Annotated in this window: 13 protein-coding genes and 1 pseudogene; 6 read left to right on the forward strand and 8 right to left on the reverse strand. The window is 69.9% G+C overall.

Annotation, left to right across the window (positions count from 1 at the left end; genetic code table 11):
• The first annotated feature begins 10 nt into the window (after positions 1-10).
• From AB0M79_RS30475 to AB0M79_RS30485, 3 genes are read left to right on the forward strand one after another with little or no spacing between them, the layout of a single operon-like run.
• Positions 11-958 carry a thiamine pyrophosphate-dependent dehydrogenase E1 component subunit alpha gene (locus tag AB0M79_RS30475; RefSeq protein ID WP_364220358.1) on the forward strand — a complete coding sequence of 316 codons (948 nt, stop codon included), beginning with the start codon at positions 11-13 and terminating at the stop codon, positions 956-958.
• Positions 955-2,574: a hypothetical protein gene (locus AB0M79_RS30480; RefSeq protein ID WP_364220361.1), complete on the forward strand. Its 1,620-nt coding sequence runs from the start codon at positions 955-957 to the stop codon at positions 2,572-2,574. The genes AB0M79_RS30475 and AB0M79_RS30480 overlap by 4 nt, the downstream gene beginning before the upstream one ends.
• Positions 2,562-4,892, forward strand: coding sequence for a lantibiotic dehydratase (locus AB0M79_RS30485; RefSeq protein ID WP_364220364.1), 2,331 nt, complete (start codon positions 2,562-2,564; stop codon positions 4,890-4,892). Before AB0M79_RS30480 ends, AB0M79_RS30485 begins: the two co-directional genes overlap by 13 nt.
• A 211-nt stretch (positions 4,893-5,103) precedes the next feature.
• On the opposite strand, the gene AB0M79_RS30490 is transcribed toward AB0M79_RS30485, so the two are convergent.
• The 6 genes and pseudogenes from AB0M79_RS30490 to AB0M79_RS30515 form a co-directional block, all read right to left on the reverse strand.
• Entirely contained in the window at positions 5,104-6,990 is a 1,887-nt protein-coding gene (locus AB0M79_RS30490) for a CocE/NonD family hydrolase (protein WP_364220367.1), read from the reverse strand.
• 442 nt (positions 6,991-7,432) lie between these two features.
• Positions 7,433-8,146 carry a response regulator transcription factor gene (locus AB0M79_RS30495; protein ID WP_364220370.1) on the reverse strand — a complete coding sequence of 238 codons (714 nt, stop codon included), beginning with the start codon at positions 8,144-8,146 and terminating at the stop codon, positions 7,433-7,435.
• Positions 8,147-9,477: 1,331 nt separating this feature from the next.
• Entirely contained in the window at positions 9,478-10,461 is a 984-nt protein-coding gene (pip, locus tag AB0M79_RS30500; RefSeq protein WP_364220373.1) for a prolyl aminopeptidase, read from the reverse strand.
• 64 nt (positions 10,462-10,525) lie between these two features.
• A pseudogene (locus AB0M79_RS30505) lies at positions 10,526-10,639 on the reverse strand (DUF664 domain-containing protein); the annotation flags it as partial.
• A gap of 27 nt (positions 10,640-10,666) precedes the next feature.
• The gene (locus AB0M79_RS30510) at positions 10,667-11,569 is read right to left on the reverse strand and encodes a DUF6461 domain-containing protein (protein WP_364220528.1); all 903 of its coding nucleotides are present in this window, start codon (positions 11,567-11,569) and stop codon (positions 10,667-10,669) included.
• Complete coding sequence (locus tag AB0M79_RS30515) at positions 11,545-12,489, reverse strand: hypothetical protein (RefSeq protein WP_364220376.1); 945 nt, start codon at positions 12,487-12,489, stop codon at positions 11,545-11,547. Before AB0M79_RS30515 ends, AB0M79_RS30510 begins: the two co-directional genes overlap by 25 nt.
• A gap of 307 nt (positions 12,490-12,796) precedes the next feature.
• On the opposite strand from AB0M79_RS30515, the gene AB0M79_RS30520 reads away from it, so the two are divergent.
• Positions 12,797-13,639, forward strand: coding sequence for an alpha/beta hydrolase (locus AB0M79_RS30520; protein WP_364220531.1), 843 nt, complete (start codon positions 12,797-12,799; stop codon positions 13,637-13,639).
• 427 nt (positions 13,640-14,066) lie between these two features.
• Positions 14,067-14,621: an ABATE domain-containing protein gene (locus AB0M79_RS30525; RefSeq protein ID WP_364220379.1), complete on the forward strand. Its 555-nt coding sequence runs from the start codon at positions 14,067-14,069 to the stop codon at positions 14,619-14,621.
• Positions 14,622-14,722: 101 nt separating this feature from the next.
• Here the strand turns inward: AB0M79_RS30525 and AB0M79_RS30530 are convergent, their stop codons facing one another.
• Both AB0M79_RS30530 and AB0M79_RS30535 read right to left on the reverse strand, forming a co-directional pair.
• Positions 14,723-14,944 carry a hypothetical protein gene (locus AB0M79_RS30530; protein WP_364220382.1) on the reverse strand — a complete coding sequence of 74 codons (222 nt, stop codon included), beginning with the start codon at positions 14,942-14,944 and terminating at the stop codon, positions 14,723-14,725.
• 103 nt (positions 14,945-15,047) lie between these two features.
• Entirely contained in the window at positions 15,048-15,683 is a 636-nt protein-coding gene (locus tag AB0M79_RS30535) for an ABATE domain-containing protein (protein ID WP_364220385.1), read from the reverse strand.
• 91 nt (positions 15,684-15,774) lie between these two features.
• Between AB0M79_RS30535 and AB0M79_RS30540 the strand changes: the two genes are divergently transcribed.
• Complete coding sequence (locus tag AB0M79_RS30540) at positions 15,775-16,521, forward strand: metallophosphoesterase (protein ID WP_364220388.1); 747 nt, start codon at positions 15,775-15,777, stop codon at positions 16,519-16,521.
• Positions 16,522-16,644: the final 123 nt, after the last annotated feature.

The raw sequence follows: 16,644 nt of genomic DNA on the forward strand, positions 1-16,644 counted from the left end.
CGTGCACCTGATGACGACACCGCCACGGCCGGGCCAGCCGGCGCAACCAGACAGGCAGGAGCCGCCGGGCCGACTGGACGAGGCCGATCTCGCGATGCTGCTGCTGATCCGGCACTTCGAGCAGGCGTTGCTGCGCCTCTTCGCCGACGGCGAGATCGACGGGACCACCCACACCTGTCTCGGCCAGGAGTACATCCCGGTGGCGCTACGACCGTTGCTGGGCAGTGACGACTACGTGTTCAGCAACCATCGGGGGCACGGCCACTACCTGGCCCGTTTCGACGACCCGGACGGGCTACTCGCCGAGATCATGGGACGCCGAGGGGCGGTCTGCGGTGGCTTCGGCGGCAGCCAGCACATCCTGCGCGACCGGTACCTCTCCACGGGGGTGCAGGGCGAAAGCCTGCCGGTGGCGGTCGGCGTCGCCCGGCATCTGAAAGCGGCCGAACCGGGCCGGCTGGCGGCCGTCCACATCGGCGACGGCACCTGGGGGCAGGGCGTCGTGTACGAAGCGTTGAACATCGCCGCGCTCTGGGGCGTACCGCTGCTGGTCGTGGTCGAGCACAACGACATCGCCCAGTCGACGCCGACCCGGACGCAGCTGGCCGGCACGATCGCCGGGCGGGCCGCCGCGTTCGGGATCGAGCACCACGCGACACAGGCGCGCGACGTCGCCGGGATCCGGGCCTGGCTGGCGCCGGTCGTCGAGCGCGTCCGCAGCACCCCGCGGCCGGTCGTGGTCGAGTTCCACACCGACCGGCTCGGTCCGCACAGCAAGGGCGACGACACCCGCAGTCCGGAGGAACTCGACCGGCTGCGGCGGCGGGACTGGTACGAGACGTACGCGGCCGCGTACCCCCAGCAGTTCGCCGCAGCCGACGAGCGGCAACGTGATCTGGTCGCCGAGGTTGTCCACGAGGTGTCGGCGCGACCGCCGGTCGCCCGGGAGGACCGGTGACCACCATCCAGCAACGGTGGCAGGGCCTTCCGGCCGCGGCCGGCCCCGGGGCGCTGCGGGTCGGTCTGCTTGCCAGCTACACGATCGACCCGCTGGTGCCGCACCTCGGGGTAGCGCTGCACGACGCCGGGCTGCCCGCCCAACTGCGGGTCGGACCGTACCACCAGATCGTGCAGCAGCTGCTGGACGACGCCGCCGCGATGTTTCGCCTGAACCCGGACGTGGTCGTGGTCGCGCCGCGGTTCGAGGAGCTGCCGGAACAGGCCGACCTGCTGCGCTGCGCCGCGGCCGGGCTGGAGGCAACGAGGCGGCGCGGCTGCCGGCTGCTCTTCGTGCTGCCCCCCATTCCCGAGCGGCGACCGTACGGCGTCGGCGAGGCAGCCAGCCCGACGGGTGCGGTAGCTGGCTACACGACCGTCCGCGAGCTGCTGCGGGAACGGCTGGGCGGGCTGGCGGGGGTCGATGTCGCCGACGCGGAGGAGGCGATACGGCAGGTCGGCGCCGTCCGGGCGCACCACCCGTCGCTGTTCGCGTTCGCCCGCGTGCCGTACACCGACGAGTTCTTCGCCGCGCTCGGCTGCCAGCTCGGCGCCGCGCTGCGGGTGCGGTACCGGGGTGCCTGCCGCGCGGTCGTGCTGGACGCGGACACTCTGCTCCGGGACCCCGACGGCGCGCCTCGACCCGGCGCGAGTTGGCTGGCCGAGCCGTTGCGTGACCTGCGCGCGGCCGGCGTACGACTCGCCGTACGGGGCGGGCGCGATCCCGACGAGACGTGGGACGCCTTGGCCAGGGCCCTACCCCGGCTCGTCGAATCCGATCTGGATGGTTGGGCCGTGGACGGTCGGCCGGTCGACGCGCAGGTACGCGACCTGGCCGCCGGACTCGGCGTCGACGAGTCCGCCACGGTGCTCATTGCAGCCGGCGGGCCGGGTCCGGCGCGGGTGAGCCTCGGCGACCGGCCCGAGGAATGGCCGGCACAGCTGATGGCCGCCGGCCTGTTCGACCGGCTTCCGCCGCGATCGGCCGGCACCGCACCGCGCGCAGCGCCGAGGCCGGCGGAAGGACTTGTCGACGGCTCCATGTCCGGCCCCCCGCACGGGTCCGCCCAGGCGTACATCGACAGCCTTCGGGTCAACATCGCGGTGAGCGAGGTCGACGGACCGCCGTCGGACGACATGCGCAAGGTGGTCGCGCGGGCAAAGGACTTCACCCTCGGGCTCGACGATGCCGTGACAGCCGCCGGATCCGGGCGGCGAACACTGATCGCCCGGGTCAGTGACCGACTCGGCGACTACGGGGTGAGCGCGGTGATCGGAGTACGCGAGGAGGACCCGCACGCCGTCGTCGACCTGTTCTCGATCTCCTGTGCGGTGCTCGGCAAGGACGTCGAACGGGCCGTGCTGCAGGAGGTCGTGGAACAGGTGGCGGCCACCGGGCACAGCGAGGTCCGGTTGCGGTATCGCAAGACCGGACGCAACCAGCCTCTGGTCGACTTCGTGTCGGCGGCGACCAGCCATGCCTGGCCCACCCGGACCGGCCGGGAGTTGACGGTGCGGGCCGAACCGGTGGAACTGGGCGACGGGGACGAGTGCGGAGATGGCACATGTCTGACCTGATCGTCGACGCAGCCCCGCGTAGCGGAACGCACCTGGTGCCGCTCGGCAACACCGGCTGGTTGCTCTGGCGGGAATCAGTACTACGCAGCGCGGGCTTTCCAGCCACCGCCGTACTCCGCCTCGGAGACCCGGCGCTCGCCGCGGCGGCCGACCGCGACGCCGCCGACTTCGACCAGGTGTACGCGGCCGCGGCCGGGCGCCTGTCCGCCAGCATCCAGGCCATTGCCCAGGACGCCCGCTTCCGTGAGGCCGTGGTCTGGCAGAATCGGCGGTTACTCAACGACTGCCTGGACAAGGCGGCCCGAGGCGAGCCGAGAAACGTGCGCGGGCGCAACCACGAACTGGCGATCGCAGGCTACCTGCAACGCTACTGCGTCAAGAACGACACCATCGGCTTCTTCGGCCCGGTCGGCTGGGCCCGATGGAGCGGCGGCCCACAACGGATCACGGCCCGGCCGGGCCCACGACTGCTGGCCCGGCGGCGGGTCTACTTCGAGGTGTGGGCCGTCGACGCGGTCGCCGACGCGCTGCTGTGCGACCCCGCGCTGCGTCCGTGGGTGGAGCCCCGCCCGGTGACCGCCAACCATCGCCGGGGCACGCTGGTCAACCTGCCCGACCGTGGCCTGTTGGTGCTCACCCCGGCAGAGGCGGATCTGCTGGACCTCTGTGACGGCCGGCTTTCCGTACACGAAATCGCGGCCCGGATCGGTGCCGGCACGGATGAGACATGGACGGCGCTCGCCTCGCTGCGCGACCGCAGCCTGATCCACCTCGACCTGCGTTCCCCCGTCGAGGCACGTCCCGAGGCGACCCTGCGGGACCGGCTGACCCGAATCAGTGATCCGGCGGTACGCGAGCGTGCGCTCCGGATGGTCGACCGGCTGATCGGCGCCCGCGACGCGGTGGCGGACGCTGCCGGCGACGCGGCGGCGGTGGCGGCGGCGATGGACGAGATGAACGCGATCTTCGTCGACACGAGCGGTGTGGCGGCGCAGCGGCGGCACGGTCGCACGTACGCCGGCCGGAGCCTCGTCTACGAGGACGCCGTACGGGATGTGCGGGTCGACCTCGGCGCGGACGCAATGGCCGAACTCGCTGGGCCGCTGGGCCTGGTGCTGGACAGCGCCCGCTGGTATGTCGGCCACGCCGCCGAACGCTACCGGGCCCTGTTCGACAAGATCTACGACCAGTACGTGAGCCGTACCGGCGACCGCGGCATGCCCCTCGGTGCCCTCGTCGGCCGGGCCACGCCGAACCTGTTCTTCTCACTGCGGGAGACGCCGCCGCCGGTCGCCGCGGCCGCGGCCGAGCTGCAGCACCGGTGGGCCCGGGTGCTGCGGGTGCCGCCCGGGGTACGCCGGCACGCGGTACGCATCGAGGACATCACCGCCGCCGGGGCAGCGGAGTTTCCCGGCGGACCGCCACCATGGCCGGCGGCGCGGCACCACACCCCGGACGTCATGCTCGCCGCGGATCCGGACGCACTGGAACGCGGCGACTACCACTGGGTGCTCGGCGAGTTGCACGCGGCGACGAACACCGTGGAGAGCCGCCTGTTCGTTGAGCAGCATGCCGACCCGGCGCAACTGCTCGCCGCCGCCGAGTCCGACTATGGTGGACAGCGGATGTATCCACTCCCCTCCAAGGAGTCGGACTTCGTCACCTCACGTACCTTCCCGCCGTCGGCGCTGCTCTCACCGCGGTACACGTACTGGGCACTGCGCCCCGACGCCGACCCGGCTCCCGGGGAGGTACTGCCGGTGGCGGCGATGTCGGTCTCCCGCACCGAACGCGGGCTCGTCGTGCGCTGCCGGGGACGGGCGGGCGAGTACGACCTGCTACACGTCCTCGGCGAGATGCTCTCCTCGGCCGTACTCAACGGCTTCAAACCGATGGCCCCGGCCCCGCACCAGCCGAGAGTCACCGTCGGCCGGCTCGTGCTGGCCCGCGAAACGTGGCGCTTCCCCGCCACCGAGCTGGACTGGGCACACGTCACCAGCGAGCCGGACCGCTACCGCCGGGCTCGTGCCTGGCGGGCCGACCATGACCTGCCGGAACATGCCTTCTACCGGGTGGCGGTCGAGGACAAGCCGTGCTTCGTGGACTTCACCAGCCTGCCCCTGCTCAACCTGTTCGCGAAGGCCATCCGGCGCAGCGCCGAGGAGACCCCGTCGGCGGCGGTCGTGGTCAGCGAAATGCTGCCGGACACGACCCAGAACTGGTTACGGGACGCCGAGGGCGACGGCTATGCGGCCGAACTACGGATCGTCGCGCTCGACCCGTCGGCCCCCGCCGCCCCACCGGCATTCGACGGCTGATCGCGGCTTCAACCGGTACCCCAGAAAGTCGAACGACACCCGCTCGTGGCGGCCGTGCCGGCTGCTGGTCTCGCCGGCTCCCGACCGTCCTGTTCGGGGAGTGTCGATCAACGGCTGGTCGCGGTAGGTCCATCACCAGGCAGAAGAGTCCCTCACCAGGCCACAAGCCTGGTGAGGGACCGACTGCTGGTCTACAGGAGACGTTGCCTGGTCAGAAGCCCAGGGCGTCCTTACCCCCGACCACCGGAAGCACCAGGGTGCTACCGTTGAGGTACACGGTGATCTGGCTGCCGACAGCGCCCGCGTCGCGTGCCGGCCGGTTCGACGTCGGGTTCGCGTTGTAGTTGCCGGTGATGACGAGGCCGATCCGGTGCCCGGCCGGGATGACGTGCTCGGAGGGGAGCGTCGTCCACCGTACGTTGTAGTTCTTGCCGGGCGTCAGCGCCTCGCTCCGGCGAAGGTCCGAGGACTTCTTGGCGTCGATGTGGCCCCAGGCCAGGACCCGCTCGGGCGTGATCGCGACGCTCGCCTCCATCGGCGCGGCGCAGCCGGTCCGGCTGGCCAGGTCCTCGGGCTCGCAGGACTCATGGATCACCTCCAGCGGTTCCTTGCCCGCCACGGTGACGGTCGGGCCCGCGCCGTAGTCGACGAGTAGGGCCGAGAGCAACGCGGTCTCGCCGGTCGTCGACATCCGGACCTCCACCTTGGGCGTACCCGAGATGCGCAGGTCATTCTCGAGCGGTGGGGTCACGAAGGCGAGCCGGCCGGACTTGGCCTGCTCGGCGTTGCCGACCTTGACGGCCTGCGACTCGATCTGGTCGACGAAGCTCTGCGTGGGGTTGCCACCGGCGTTGTCGAACGACAGCGTTCCCGCCGCGCCCGCCGTGGCCGGGCCGAAGCGCAGGTTGACATCCTTGGCGCCGGCGTCGGGCCAGGTCGAGTGGGTCTCCCAGGTGCCGTCGGGCCGCTGGATGTCCGCCATCGGCTCATCCATGATCCCGTTCGGGATGTCGTGCAGCCAGTGGTCCATCCACCGGTGCATGACCGACTGCCACTCGGTGAGCCGGAAGCTGGTCGGGTTGACGTGTGCGCCGCGGTGAATCCAGATCTTGCGCGGCATCTGGCGCTTCTCGACCTCGTGCCACAGGTCGGCGAAGTGCATGGTCTTGACGTTGTAGTCGGTGAGGCCGTGCACCATGAACACGGACGTGTTGGCCGTCTTGATCTTGTTTGCATCCGGCAGGTAGTTCCGCTCCTGCCAGAACGGCGTGAAGGCGGAGGCGCTGGCCACCTCGGCGTCACCGACCGCGGTGATGACCGACTCACAGGCCGGTGCCGATACCGCGCCCGGCAGCACCCGGCCGACGGAGACGTAGTCCGCGAGCCACTCGGTGTACCGGTGGTTGACGTTCTCGCTCCAGGTCGACCAGGCGATCCCCTGGTCGTTCACGTACTTGTACCAGCTGGAGATCGCGGCGATCGGCACCACCGTCCGCAGGCCCGGGACGCCTTCTGTGGCGACCGCGTTGGGCAGCGTGCCGACGTACGAGACACCCTGCATGCCCACGTTGCCGGTGCTCCAGTCGGCGACCGCCGGGCTTCCGTCGTGGTAGAAGGCCGGGGCGCGGCCGTTGAGCCAGTCGACCGCCGCCTTGATGCTGATCGTGTCCTCGACGCCGCCGGTGGTCGGGCAGCCGAACGACCGCGAGGTGCCCTGCATCTCGACCTGGACGACCGCATAGCCGCGGGGGACGAAGTACTCGTCCCACCAGCCGGCGAAGCCGCGCGTCTTGTCCGGTGGGGGGTTCGTCAAGGCGCGGCCGAAGTACGGGCTGGCCTCCATGATGGTCGGCACCCGCAGGCCGGCCTCGGTCTCCGCCGGCCGGATCACATCGACTGCGATCAGGTCCCGACGGCCGTCGCCGTCGCTGTCCATCGGCGCCTCTACGTAGACGACCTCCTGGATCGCGTCGCCGTACGAGAAGACCGGTTGGGTCACACCGTTCTCGATCACGATCCCGGGTGCGTCCGCCGTGGCGCCTGCCACCGCGGGCACCCCCATGACCGTCACCCCGATGACCGTTCCAACGGCGACCATTCGCCGTACAAGATTCATATCTCCACCTCCGTCTAACCGACTATGGGCAAGTCAACAAGGGCCCAGGCCGCCGAGCGGTCAAACTTGAGGGAGTTCAGAGCTTTGCGTCAGACCGCGACTACCCACAGCAACCAACACAGCGCCGGCCCGCACGACCCGGACAACGGAGGGTGATCACGCCCAGGATCTCGGGCCCACCGAGACCGTCGACGCGTACGACTGTCGCCGCAACCGCAATATGTCCATATGCCCATATGTCCATCGAGGGACAGTCGGCTGCCAGTTCCTTACCTCTCGGCGTGCGCGAGGGCGTGGCGAGTACGTCCTGAGCGATGGACGCGGTTGCCTGCTGGGCAATGCCGGCGGACAGCCGGCGTCCTGCGACTGGTCAACGAACACCTCCTGCCGGCGCGACAAGCCGAGCCGCTTTCGCGGAGGCGGCTCAGGCAACCTCGGAGGGCAGGACCGGAAGCGTCAGCCGGTAGCCCACGCCGCGGACGGTCTCGATGAGACCGGGCACGGCGAGTTTCTGCCGCAGCGACGCGACGTGTACCTCCAGTGTGCGTCCCGCGCCTCCCCAGGCGGTGCCCCACACCCCACTCATGATCTGCTCCCGGCGGAACACCACGCCCGGACGGCGGGCAAGCAACGCCAACAGGTCGAACTCCTTGGCAGTCAAGTGGATCCTTCGTCCATCCACCATGACGACGCGCGACTCGGTGTTCAGGCTCACCGGTCCGAACACACGCGGGGCAGCACCGGCCGCCGATGTCGGGGTAACCCCACCGGCGTACGTCGCCGTGCCCGCGCGCCGGGTGACCGCATGGATCCGGGCCACCAGTTCGGCAACGTTGTACGGCTTGACGATGCAGTCGTCGGCACCAAGATTCAGCCCGTGCACACGCGAACGCCAGTCCGCCCAAGGGGTGACGACGATGATCGGCACATTCGACATTTTCCGGATCTGCGTGCACACCTTGAAACCATCGCAGCCCGGTAGGCCCAGATCGAGCAGAACAGCGTCGGGGCCGTCAGCGACGAGCTCCAACGCCTGTTCACCGGTGCGGGCGCAGGCGACCTCCAGGCCATGCTGGACCAGAACGGTACGCAGGGCGCCCATCACCCTGCTGTCGTCCTCAACAACCAGCAGCTTCATCGGAACTCTTCACCGACAGGCGATAGCCCGTCCGCACGGTTGCGTCTCGCCGGTGCCGCCGCCGCGGCTCGCACCAACGGTCCCTGATGCGGGGGCGTGACTGTCGTTGAACACCGGTTCGCTGGCGTTGTGCCGGTCTCGCCACCCCGGGGTAGCCACGGAAAAGCAGCGGTCCCCGATCGGGTTCGCGTTGAGACTGCTTCCACACGTGCCCGACGAAGACGCCCGAGTCGACGATGCTTCACAGTCGACACCTCATTCTTCGTCAAGATCATTAGAACGCCGATGTCTTTATACTGGAGCGCACTGCCGGTGTCCAGGGCCGGCGCGAGCTGCGCACCCGCCACGGCAGCGGGCTTCACGGATTTACGACCTTGCGCACGGTAGGGCGCTGGGCGTCGGCCGATCGGCGTGGTCGATGATCCGCGGGTGTCGGTCCGCCGGGCGCGTCGTGTCTTCAGCCATCACGCATTTACCGGGTTTCCGACCTGCTGCGGTCGGACTCGCATCCGTTGTGGATCGCCGGGCATGAGGGCCGGCCGCACGCCCGACGCGGTGGGCGCCGGCAGCGGGAGGCACGTGCCGGGCCGACCGGCGGTGCTGGGCTTCGTCGACCGGCTGGTGATGACGCTGGCCAACCTGCGGCCCGGCGATCAAAGGCGACCGTCGTCTCCGACGCCGGCGGCCGACGCTGTGGTGCGGCGGCTACCGGCCTGGACGCATGCACGACGCCACCGCAGCGCGGACCGAGGGAATCGAAACCCTGCTCCACGCCTACCCACAGGCGAAGGCCCTGGTCGACACCGGCTACCAGGCCTGACCAAACCTGCCCGGCACAGGCCATCGCACCACCGCTGAAACCACGACCCCGAGCGACCCAAGCGCGCCATGCCGCCTGGGAAGCCGACCGCAAACGCCGGTCCTCGCGACGGATCCGGTCGAGCACGCCATCGCCGAACTGAAGTGGCGGCGCCTACCGCAGCGCTTCACCGGCCGCCGCGAGCTCCTGTCCGAGACCATGAACACCGTCGCGGGCCCCGTCTCCGACCGCATGATCACCTGGTAACGCTACAGCCTCCCTGGCTGGCTACAGCCCTCGCGATTACGCACCAGGTCGCCGTAGGTCGGGCTCGTTGAGCAGGGTTGGCAGCCCGACCGGAGACAGATCCACTACTCGACCGGTCGGGCCGGGTAGCGCGGCCCGCGACGCAACGTGGAAGGCGAACCAACGATCACGTGCTCTCGCGGCCGGCCGCCCGGGCAGCCACCCCGTACGTCGATCCGCCGCACCTGACCGTGCACCGCCGGGCTGGCCGGTCACGGCTTCCGGCTCAGACCGGCTGGGACAGACGCACGGCGAAACGGTCCGTGCTGCGGATCAACTGATCCGTCGTGCCGGGTTCCAGCGAGGAGTGGCCCGCGTCAGGAACGATGTGCAGGGTGGCTTCGGGCCAGCGGCGGGCCAGGTCGAAGGCGGTCACCGGGGGACAACACAAGTCGTAACGGCCCTGAATGATGACCGCGGGCAGGTGACGGATGCGGTCCACGCCGTCCAGCAGTTGGGTTTCCGATTCGAAGAACCCGCCGTTGACGACGTAGTGGGCGAGGATCTGCGCGGCGGGCAGCGCCGTGTCGTCGTCGGTCAGCGCGGCGATGAAGGAGGGGTCGGGCGTCAGAGACGAATTGACGGCTTCCCAGCGCATCCACGCACCGGCCCAGCGTCGTGCCACCTCACGGTCGTCTCCGACGAGACGGCGGTGGTACGCCGCGAGAATGTCGTCGCGTTCGTCGCGAGGAACCGGTGCGACGAATCGTTCCCACTCCTCCGGCTGCAGGTTGTGCAGGCCGTTCTGATAGATCCACGTCCGCTCGCTGCGGCGTACGAGATAGATTCCGCGCAGAATCAAGCCGGTCACCCGCGTCGGATGCGACTGGGCATAGGCCAGTGCGAGCGTCGACCCCCACGAGCCGCCGAACACCAACCACGCGTCCACGCCGAGGTGTTCTCGAAGCACCTCCAGATCGTCGACGAGGTGCCAGGTGGTGTTGTCCCGCAGTTCGCCGAGTGGGGTGCTGCGGCCGGCACCACGCTGATCGGGAAGAACGACCCGGTAGCGATTCGGGTCGAAGAACCGCCGCATGACCGGAGCGATACCGCCTCCCGGGCCGCCGTGTAGAAACACCACGGGAATTCCCGCCGGATTGCCGGCTTCTTCCACGTGGAGTTGATGGCCGCTGCCCACATCCACGCGGTGAATCGCATACGGCTCGATCGGCGGGTAAAGGCTGCGCAGTGCTTGGCTCCGGCGAGTCACCACAAGATCGTATCAATGCGTTGCCGTTGCGTAAGGCCCTGAGAACGCCACGTCGGGCGGCCAACTGACCCACCCGGCCGTCGATCCGCTCCCGGATCAGATCGGCATGGCCGCAGTGCCGGGCGTACTGCTCGACCATGTGGACCATCTTGTGACGAATGGTCGACGCTTCGAGGTCACGAGCCCCGTACCGACGGTCGGGGCGTCAACGGGTGGATCCGACGATCCAGGCCCTGGTGTCGGCGATCAGGTTCGCCGCGTGCGCGCCGGCGGCGTAGCGGGCCGCGTCGACGGCGTCGGCGACCGCCGCGACCGGATCCGGGTTCGTCGCCCCGTGCAGCGCGAGCCAGATCCACCGGTGCGCGCTGCGGGCGCTCTGGGACCGTCCGGCACGCCGACGCGCCTGTTCGGTCAGGGCGCGGGCGGTGAGGCTGGCGACGACGTCCGGGTCTTCGCCGAGCCCTCCGTGGTGGGCTGCCTGCGCGGCGACCCACCAGGCCAGGTCCCGCAGCTGTGGTTCGGGGATCTCGGCCAGCGCCTCGGCGACGGTGTCGAGCGGGTCGCCGGGCTGCGGCCGGCGCGGGCGCAGCGCGGGCAGGGCCGGCACGATCCGGAAGCCGACGTCGGCGGCCTCGATCCGGGCCACGTCGTCGGCGCTGATGCCGTGGCCGGTGAACCGCTGCACCGCGAGCAGACCCATCAGCCGCTTGTCGCGCCGGTGGTCGGCGAAGTCGAGGTCGTCGACCGCCGGGGCGACCGGTGGTGGCGCGTCGATGGCGTCGAACGGCTCCACCGATAGCAGCACCACGCCGTGCTCGGCGAACGACAGCCGGGTCTCCGCCTCGACGTTCCAGAACATGCTGGCGACCCGCCCACCCGCCGACGCCTCGGTCAGTACGGGCGCGGTCGAACCCTCCCAGCCGTTGTATTCGACGGCGATCACGGCCTCACCGACGTCCAGTACCGCTACCCACGGGTCGATCGACTGCCTGCGCACCAGGTCCTCGCCGATCGCCCGCATCGACTCCGGCCGGGCCGGGTCCGCGCCGAATGCGCGCAGCACGGCGCCGACGCCGGCCCCGCTCACGACCGTGACGGTCGCCGCCATGCCCAGGGTGCTGTTGGACAGCCACCGGTACGCGATCTCGGGCCGTTCGGGCCGCGCCGGATCCGCCTCGCCGCGTAGCCGGTAGCCGAGCCGGTCGGCGCGGGCGTACACGATGTCGGGCGCGGCGGGTGCCTGCCAGACCAGCAGCTGGTAGGACTCGCTGCCGCGCAGGTCGGTGTCGTCCCTGCCACGGGCGTGCACTCGAAGCCGGTAGTCGCCCGGCCACGGCGGGGTAACCCGGTGCGGGTTTCCCGCAACAGCAGGACCGCCGCGCCGATCGCGACGCCGAGTACGGCTGGTGGTGTCGTGGCCCATGGTGGGATACCCACCTTGTGCGTGACGGCGGCAGCGGTGGCCACGGCCAGCGCCAACTGCGCGCCACCGTGCGCCGCGGCGATTTCCTGCTCTTCGGTGGTTTCTGGCGCCACCGTCAGCAGGACGGCCACCCGCGGGTCGGTGGCCAGCCGGCGGGCGAGTGCAGTGACCAGGGTGAACACGCCGGGCCGGATCTGCTGCAGCACGGTCGCGCCGGTGACCGCCTCGCTCTGGCCGCTCCCCGTCGCAGTCAGGAAAGCGCCGGGTGTCGGCTCGTTCAGAAGACTGGTCAGGTCCGGGGTGTCAGCGAGGTCCAGCTCCGGCACCGTCAGCTCCAGCGCGCCGAGCAGGCGTTCGACAAGCAACGGCGGCAGCGAACCCAGCGCGTCCTGCACCGGCGAAGAGCCCGACGCGGGCCGGGCCCCGAACACCGGCCCGGCCCGGAACGCTGCCTCCCGGATCGGCCAGGCGTCGCCGTCGACGACTGCCCGCAAGCGACCGAGTTCGGCCGCTGGCGCCTTCGGTATGCGGGCGATGATGAGCGGCATCGCCGCGATGACCGGACGCACCATCTCTGCGAGCACCGAATCAGGAACCTCGACCACGACACTCCCGTCGATCAATCCACATCGGGCGGTGCATTTTAGCCGAGTGCCGTACCGCTCAGTCGGCCCGAGTTAGAGCACCACCGGCCCGAGGCGGCGGCATGGGATGTCGCCGTCCAGTCACGCCAGAGACGCCAGCGCAGAGCGCACCATCTCCGGGATGAAGCGGTCCCACGGCTCCTCAATAACCGTTGTAGCCGTCTAGTGGGGTTACTGTTGATATCACCCGTCAGCAAGTCGAGAGGAATGCGCTGTGAAGCACGTAGCCAAGACCAGGCATCGGTACCGGGATGTGGAGGGCCTGCGGGTGCGCTACCGCGAAGCGGGGACCCCTTCATCGACTGCCGTCGTTCTGCTACATGGAGCCCCGAGCTCGTCCTACTCCTTCCGCGAGGTGCTCCCGCCCCTGGGTGAACATGCCTACGTGGTCGCGCCTGACATCCCAGGCTTCGGATTCTCCGACACCCCGCCGGTCGAAGAGTACGAGTACACCTACGAGGGCCTGTCCCACGTGATAGAAGCGCTGCTCGACGACCTTGGTGTGGAGCGGTACATCGTGTTCGTGACGGACTACAGCACACCGGTGGGCTACTTCCTGGCCACCCGGCACCCGGAGCGGGTGCTGGGCCTGGTGGTGCAGAACGGCAACGCGCACGAAGCCGGCCTGGGTGAGGCATGGGACTCGGGTCGCCGGTACTGGGCCGAGCCGACCGAGGAGAACAAGGCCGCCCTGCCGGACTGGTTGACCTTCGAGGGCACGAGGGACACCTACTTGGGCGGCTTGCCCGCGGAGGTCGCAGAGCTGCATCCGCCGGAATCGTGGCATCTGGACTGGGAGCGCTTGTCGCGGCCTGGCAACACCGACGTGTACTTCCAGTTCTTCTACGACTACCGCAAGCACGTGGCACGCTTCGGCGAGATCGCCGAGTACCACTCCGCCTACCAGCCGCCCTGCATGCTGCTGTGGGGCCGGCACGACCCGGCCTTCGACATCGCCGAGGTACTCGCCTACCACCAGGCGTTGACCACGTTCGAGGCGCACATCTTCGACGCCGGACACTTCCTGTTAGAGACCCACGCCGCCGAGGTCGCCGACCTGCTCGTCACCTTCACCCGCAACGTCCTCGACCGCGCGGGGGCGGCCGCATGAACGCGCCGACTCTGACAGTCAAGCCGCTCAGACCGGCAACGTGGGCGACTTCGAGACGGTCATGCCACGCGTGCGCTGGCAAGGGGCGGGAGGTCGCCGGCTCCTGGTCGTGGGGTACCTCGACCAGGAGCCGGTCGCGTGGTGCGGCTTCGGCGACCGCACCGACTCTCCCCGCATGCAACGCTCGACCCTGCTCAAACCGATCGACGACGAACCGGTCGTCTCACTGCCCTGTCTGCTGATGGAGAGTAGCCACCGCGGCGCAGGGCGGTTTGCCCGCGTGGATCACCGAGTCTGTGACTACCTCGCCAGGACTTCGCCGACCCGGATGGCCGAGGCATATCCCGTCGAACCCTCTCGGGGGCGGAAGGCAGGGGTTCCGTTTCCTTCCCGGTCTGAAGGCCGGAGTATCCACGGAAGGATTCCGATGACCGCCACCACTGAATGGGTCGAGGACCACTTCATCGCCGGCAACCTCGCACTCGACTTCGCCAACACCGTCTACCGCCGCTGGCCCGACCCAGGCCCAGACCTGTTCACCGACGCCGACGCACTGGCCAACTGGCTCACCCGGACACGGCTGCTCGCAGACGGCGAATCCGGCGTGACCGAGGCGGCGCTAGAGGATGCTCGCGCGTTACGAGCGCTGCTGTGGACGGTCTTCGATGCGCAAAAAGACGGTCACGCCATCCCCGCAGATGCCTTTGCAGCTCTGCTGGACACGGCCCGTCGCTCCATCGCAGACCTGGCCATTCACCCTGACGGGTCAACTACTTCGCGCGACGCACACGGTGCGTTGGCAGTTGTGGCGCTGAGGACTATCACGCTCGCGCTCGATCCACCACCGCAGGGCGTGCGCGCCTGCGACCGGTGCGGCTGGTTCTTCATCGACTCATCCCGCGGCCGCAGGCGCCGCTGGTGCAGCATGAAGACCTGCGGCAACCAGGCCAAAGCCGCCCGCTACCGCTCCACCCGTCCGTGATGAGCACGCGCCTTACCCGTCACCCACTGCCACGCCCGTTTGGTCTATTGCTGCTGGCGAGGGGGCGGTTCATCTTGACCGCATTCCGGCCATCTGAGCGCCTACGCCAGGACCTGTTGCAGGAAGGTCCGGTGTTCGGCCGTCCAACGGTGGACCGCCCGAACCTCGTCGACCGCACCCGACGCGCGCAGCCGTACCATCGCCGGCTCACCCGCGTCCGCCGCGGCCGCGATTCCCCGCCAGCAGCGGTCCTGCCACCACAGGATCGTCTCGACCAGAGCCGCCCTGTCCAGCAGTCCGTACGCGTCGGCGATCAGCCGCACCCGCCCGGCCGCGTCGGCGAAATTCGCAGGCCCCTGCTACTCCGGCACCATGACGCACGCCTCCGCGGTCGCCGGGGCGGGCATGATCAACGGGTCGATCCGCTCATTGCGGAGGTGGCTCGGCTGAGGCGGCTGGTGGGTTCGCCGCGTGGCGCTGGTAGTGCCGGGACACGCGGGCGCGGTTGCCGCAGGACGGCTTGCACCACGCCTGGCGCGGATGTTCCTTGACGAAGTAACGCACGCAGCGTGGCGCCGGGCAGGCGAGCAGTTGGGTCCGGGCCGGGCCGGCGAGGAACTCGATCGCGGCCCGGGCTAGCCCCGCCGTGAGTCGCAGTCGGGCATCGGCCGGCGCGCAGCGCCAGGCGACTGTCGGCGTCGACTCGTCCGGCCAGCCCAGCACGGGCCGGACCGGCAGCCGGCCGGCGGCCTCATTGAGTTGATCGATGGCGTCCGGCACGGGAAGCAGTGGCGCGGACTCGGCCCGGCTCGGTGCCCCGGGGCGGACCGCATGCGCGAACAGGGTACGCACGGCGCGTCGCAGCGCGACCACGTCGAGGCGGAGTTGCTCGTCGGGCGTGCCGGCGTACGGCTCGGGCTCGGCGGCGTACTCCCGCAGCGGTTCGGCGTGCTCCCGGAGCCAGGTTGTCAGTCCGGCGACGTCGGCGAGGTCGTCGGCGACGCCGCCGTTGCCGTCGTGCCGGATGGTGCTGGCCAGGGCGAGCGCGAGCTGCTGTGACATCGGGTCTCCTCTGGTACCTGCCTGACTTGCCCGGCTTGATCGAGTGTAGCCTCCCTAATGTTTGAGACGGAGACAACCATTAGGGGACGTCTTGCTCGTCATCGCGCACCTCAGTGACACGCACCTCGACAGCCATCCCCGCTCGGCCGAACGGACCGCCCGGGTGATGGACTACCTGCACGCCCTGCCACGACCGGTTGACGCGATCCTGATCAGCGGAGACATCGCCGATCACGGCGAGGTGACCGAGTACCGGACCGCCGCGAAGCTCTTCGCGTCTCCACTGCCGGTCATGGTCTGTCCCGGTAACCACGATGTCCGCGACGCGTACCGCAAGGGCCTACTCGGTGACGAGGGCGGCGGCAGCGGCCCGATCAACACCCGGTACGACGTCGCCGGCGCGGTCTTCCTGCTCGCAGACTCGTCGATTCCCGGCGAGAACGACGGTCACCTCGACGCGGAGACCATGGACTGGCTCGCCGATCAACTCGGCTCGGTGCCGGCCGGCAGACCGGTCTTCGTCTCCTTCCACCACCCGCCGGTCGAACTGCACCACCCCGTCGTCGATTCGATGCGGCTGTTTCCCACCGAGCCGCTGGCCGAACTGCTGGCCGCCCATCCGCAGGTCGTCGCGGTACTGACCGGGCACTTTCACACCGCCGCCGCGAGCACCTTCGCCGGCCGACCACTGCGGATCGCGCCCGGTGTCATCTCCACGCTCCGGCTGCCCTGGGAGGCTGACGGGCCGCTGGTCGACCTGCGACAGCCGCCCGGGGTGGCGTTCCACGTCTACGACGACGCGGGGCTGCCGACCACCCACTACCGGGTGGTGGTCTGAGGATGAAGGGGATCTCCGTACTCGGCTTCCTGGTCGCCCTCGCGCCGATCACCATGACGCCGGGGACCAGCCTGACCCCTGGTCGTATCACGGGTCGCCGCCGGTGGGCACCGGCAGGGTTGG

The organism is Polymorphospora sp. NPDC051019 (genome assembly GCF_040683055.1).
In the GTDB taxonomy this organism is placed as follows: Bacteria; Actinomycetota; Actinomycetes; order Mycobacteriales; family Micromonosporaceae; genus Polymorphospora; species Polymorphospora lycopeni.

Coding starts and splice junctions, on each gene's coding strand:
- AB0M79_RS30490 (WP_364220367.1), bottom strand. CDS start 6,990: ATGGTCGCCGTTGGAACGGTCATCGGGGTGACGGTCATGGGGGTGCCC.
- AB0M79_RS30485 (WP_364220364.1), top strand. CDS start 2,562: ATGTCTGACCTGATCGTCGACGCAGCCCCGCGTAGCGGAACGCACCTG.
- AB0M79_RS30495 (WP_364220370.1), bottom strand. CDS start 8,146: ATGAAGCTGCTGGTTGTTGAGGACGACAGCAGGGTGATGGGCGCCCTG.
- AB0M79_RS30475 (WP_364220358.1), top strand. CDS start 11: ATGACGACACCGCCACGGCCGGGCCAGCCGGCGCAACCAGACAGGCAG.
- AB0M79_RS30525 (WP_364220379.1), top strand. CDS start 14,067: ATGACCGCCACCACTGAATGGGTCGAGGACCACTTCATCGCCGGCAAC.
- AB0M79_RS30535 (WP_364220385.1), bottom strand. CDS start 15,683: ATGTCACAGCAGCTCGCGCTCGCCCTGGCCAGCACCATCCGGCACGAC.
- AB0M79_RS30510 (WP_364220528.1), bottom strand. CDS start 11,569: ATGGCGGCGACCGTCACGGTCGTGAGCGGGGCCGGCGTCGGCGCCGTG.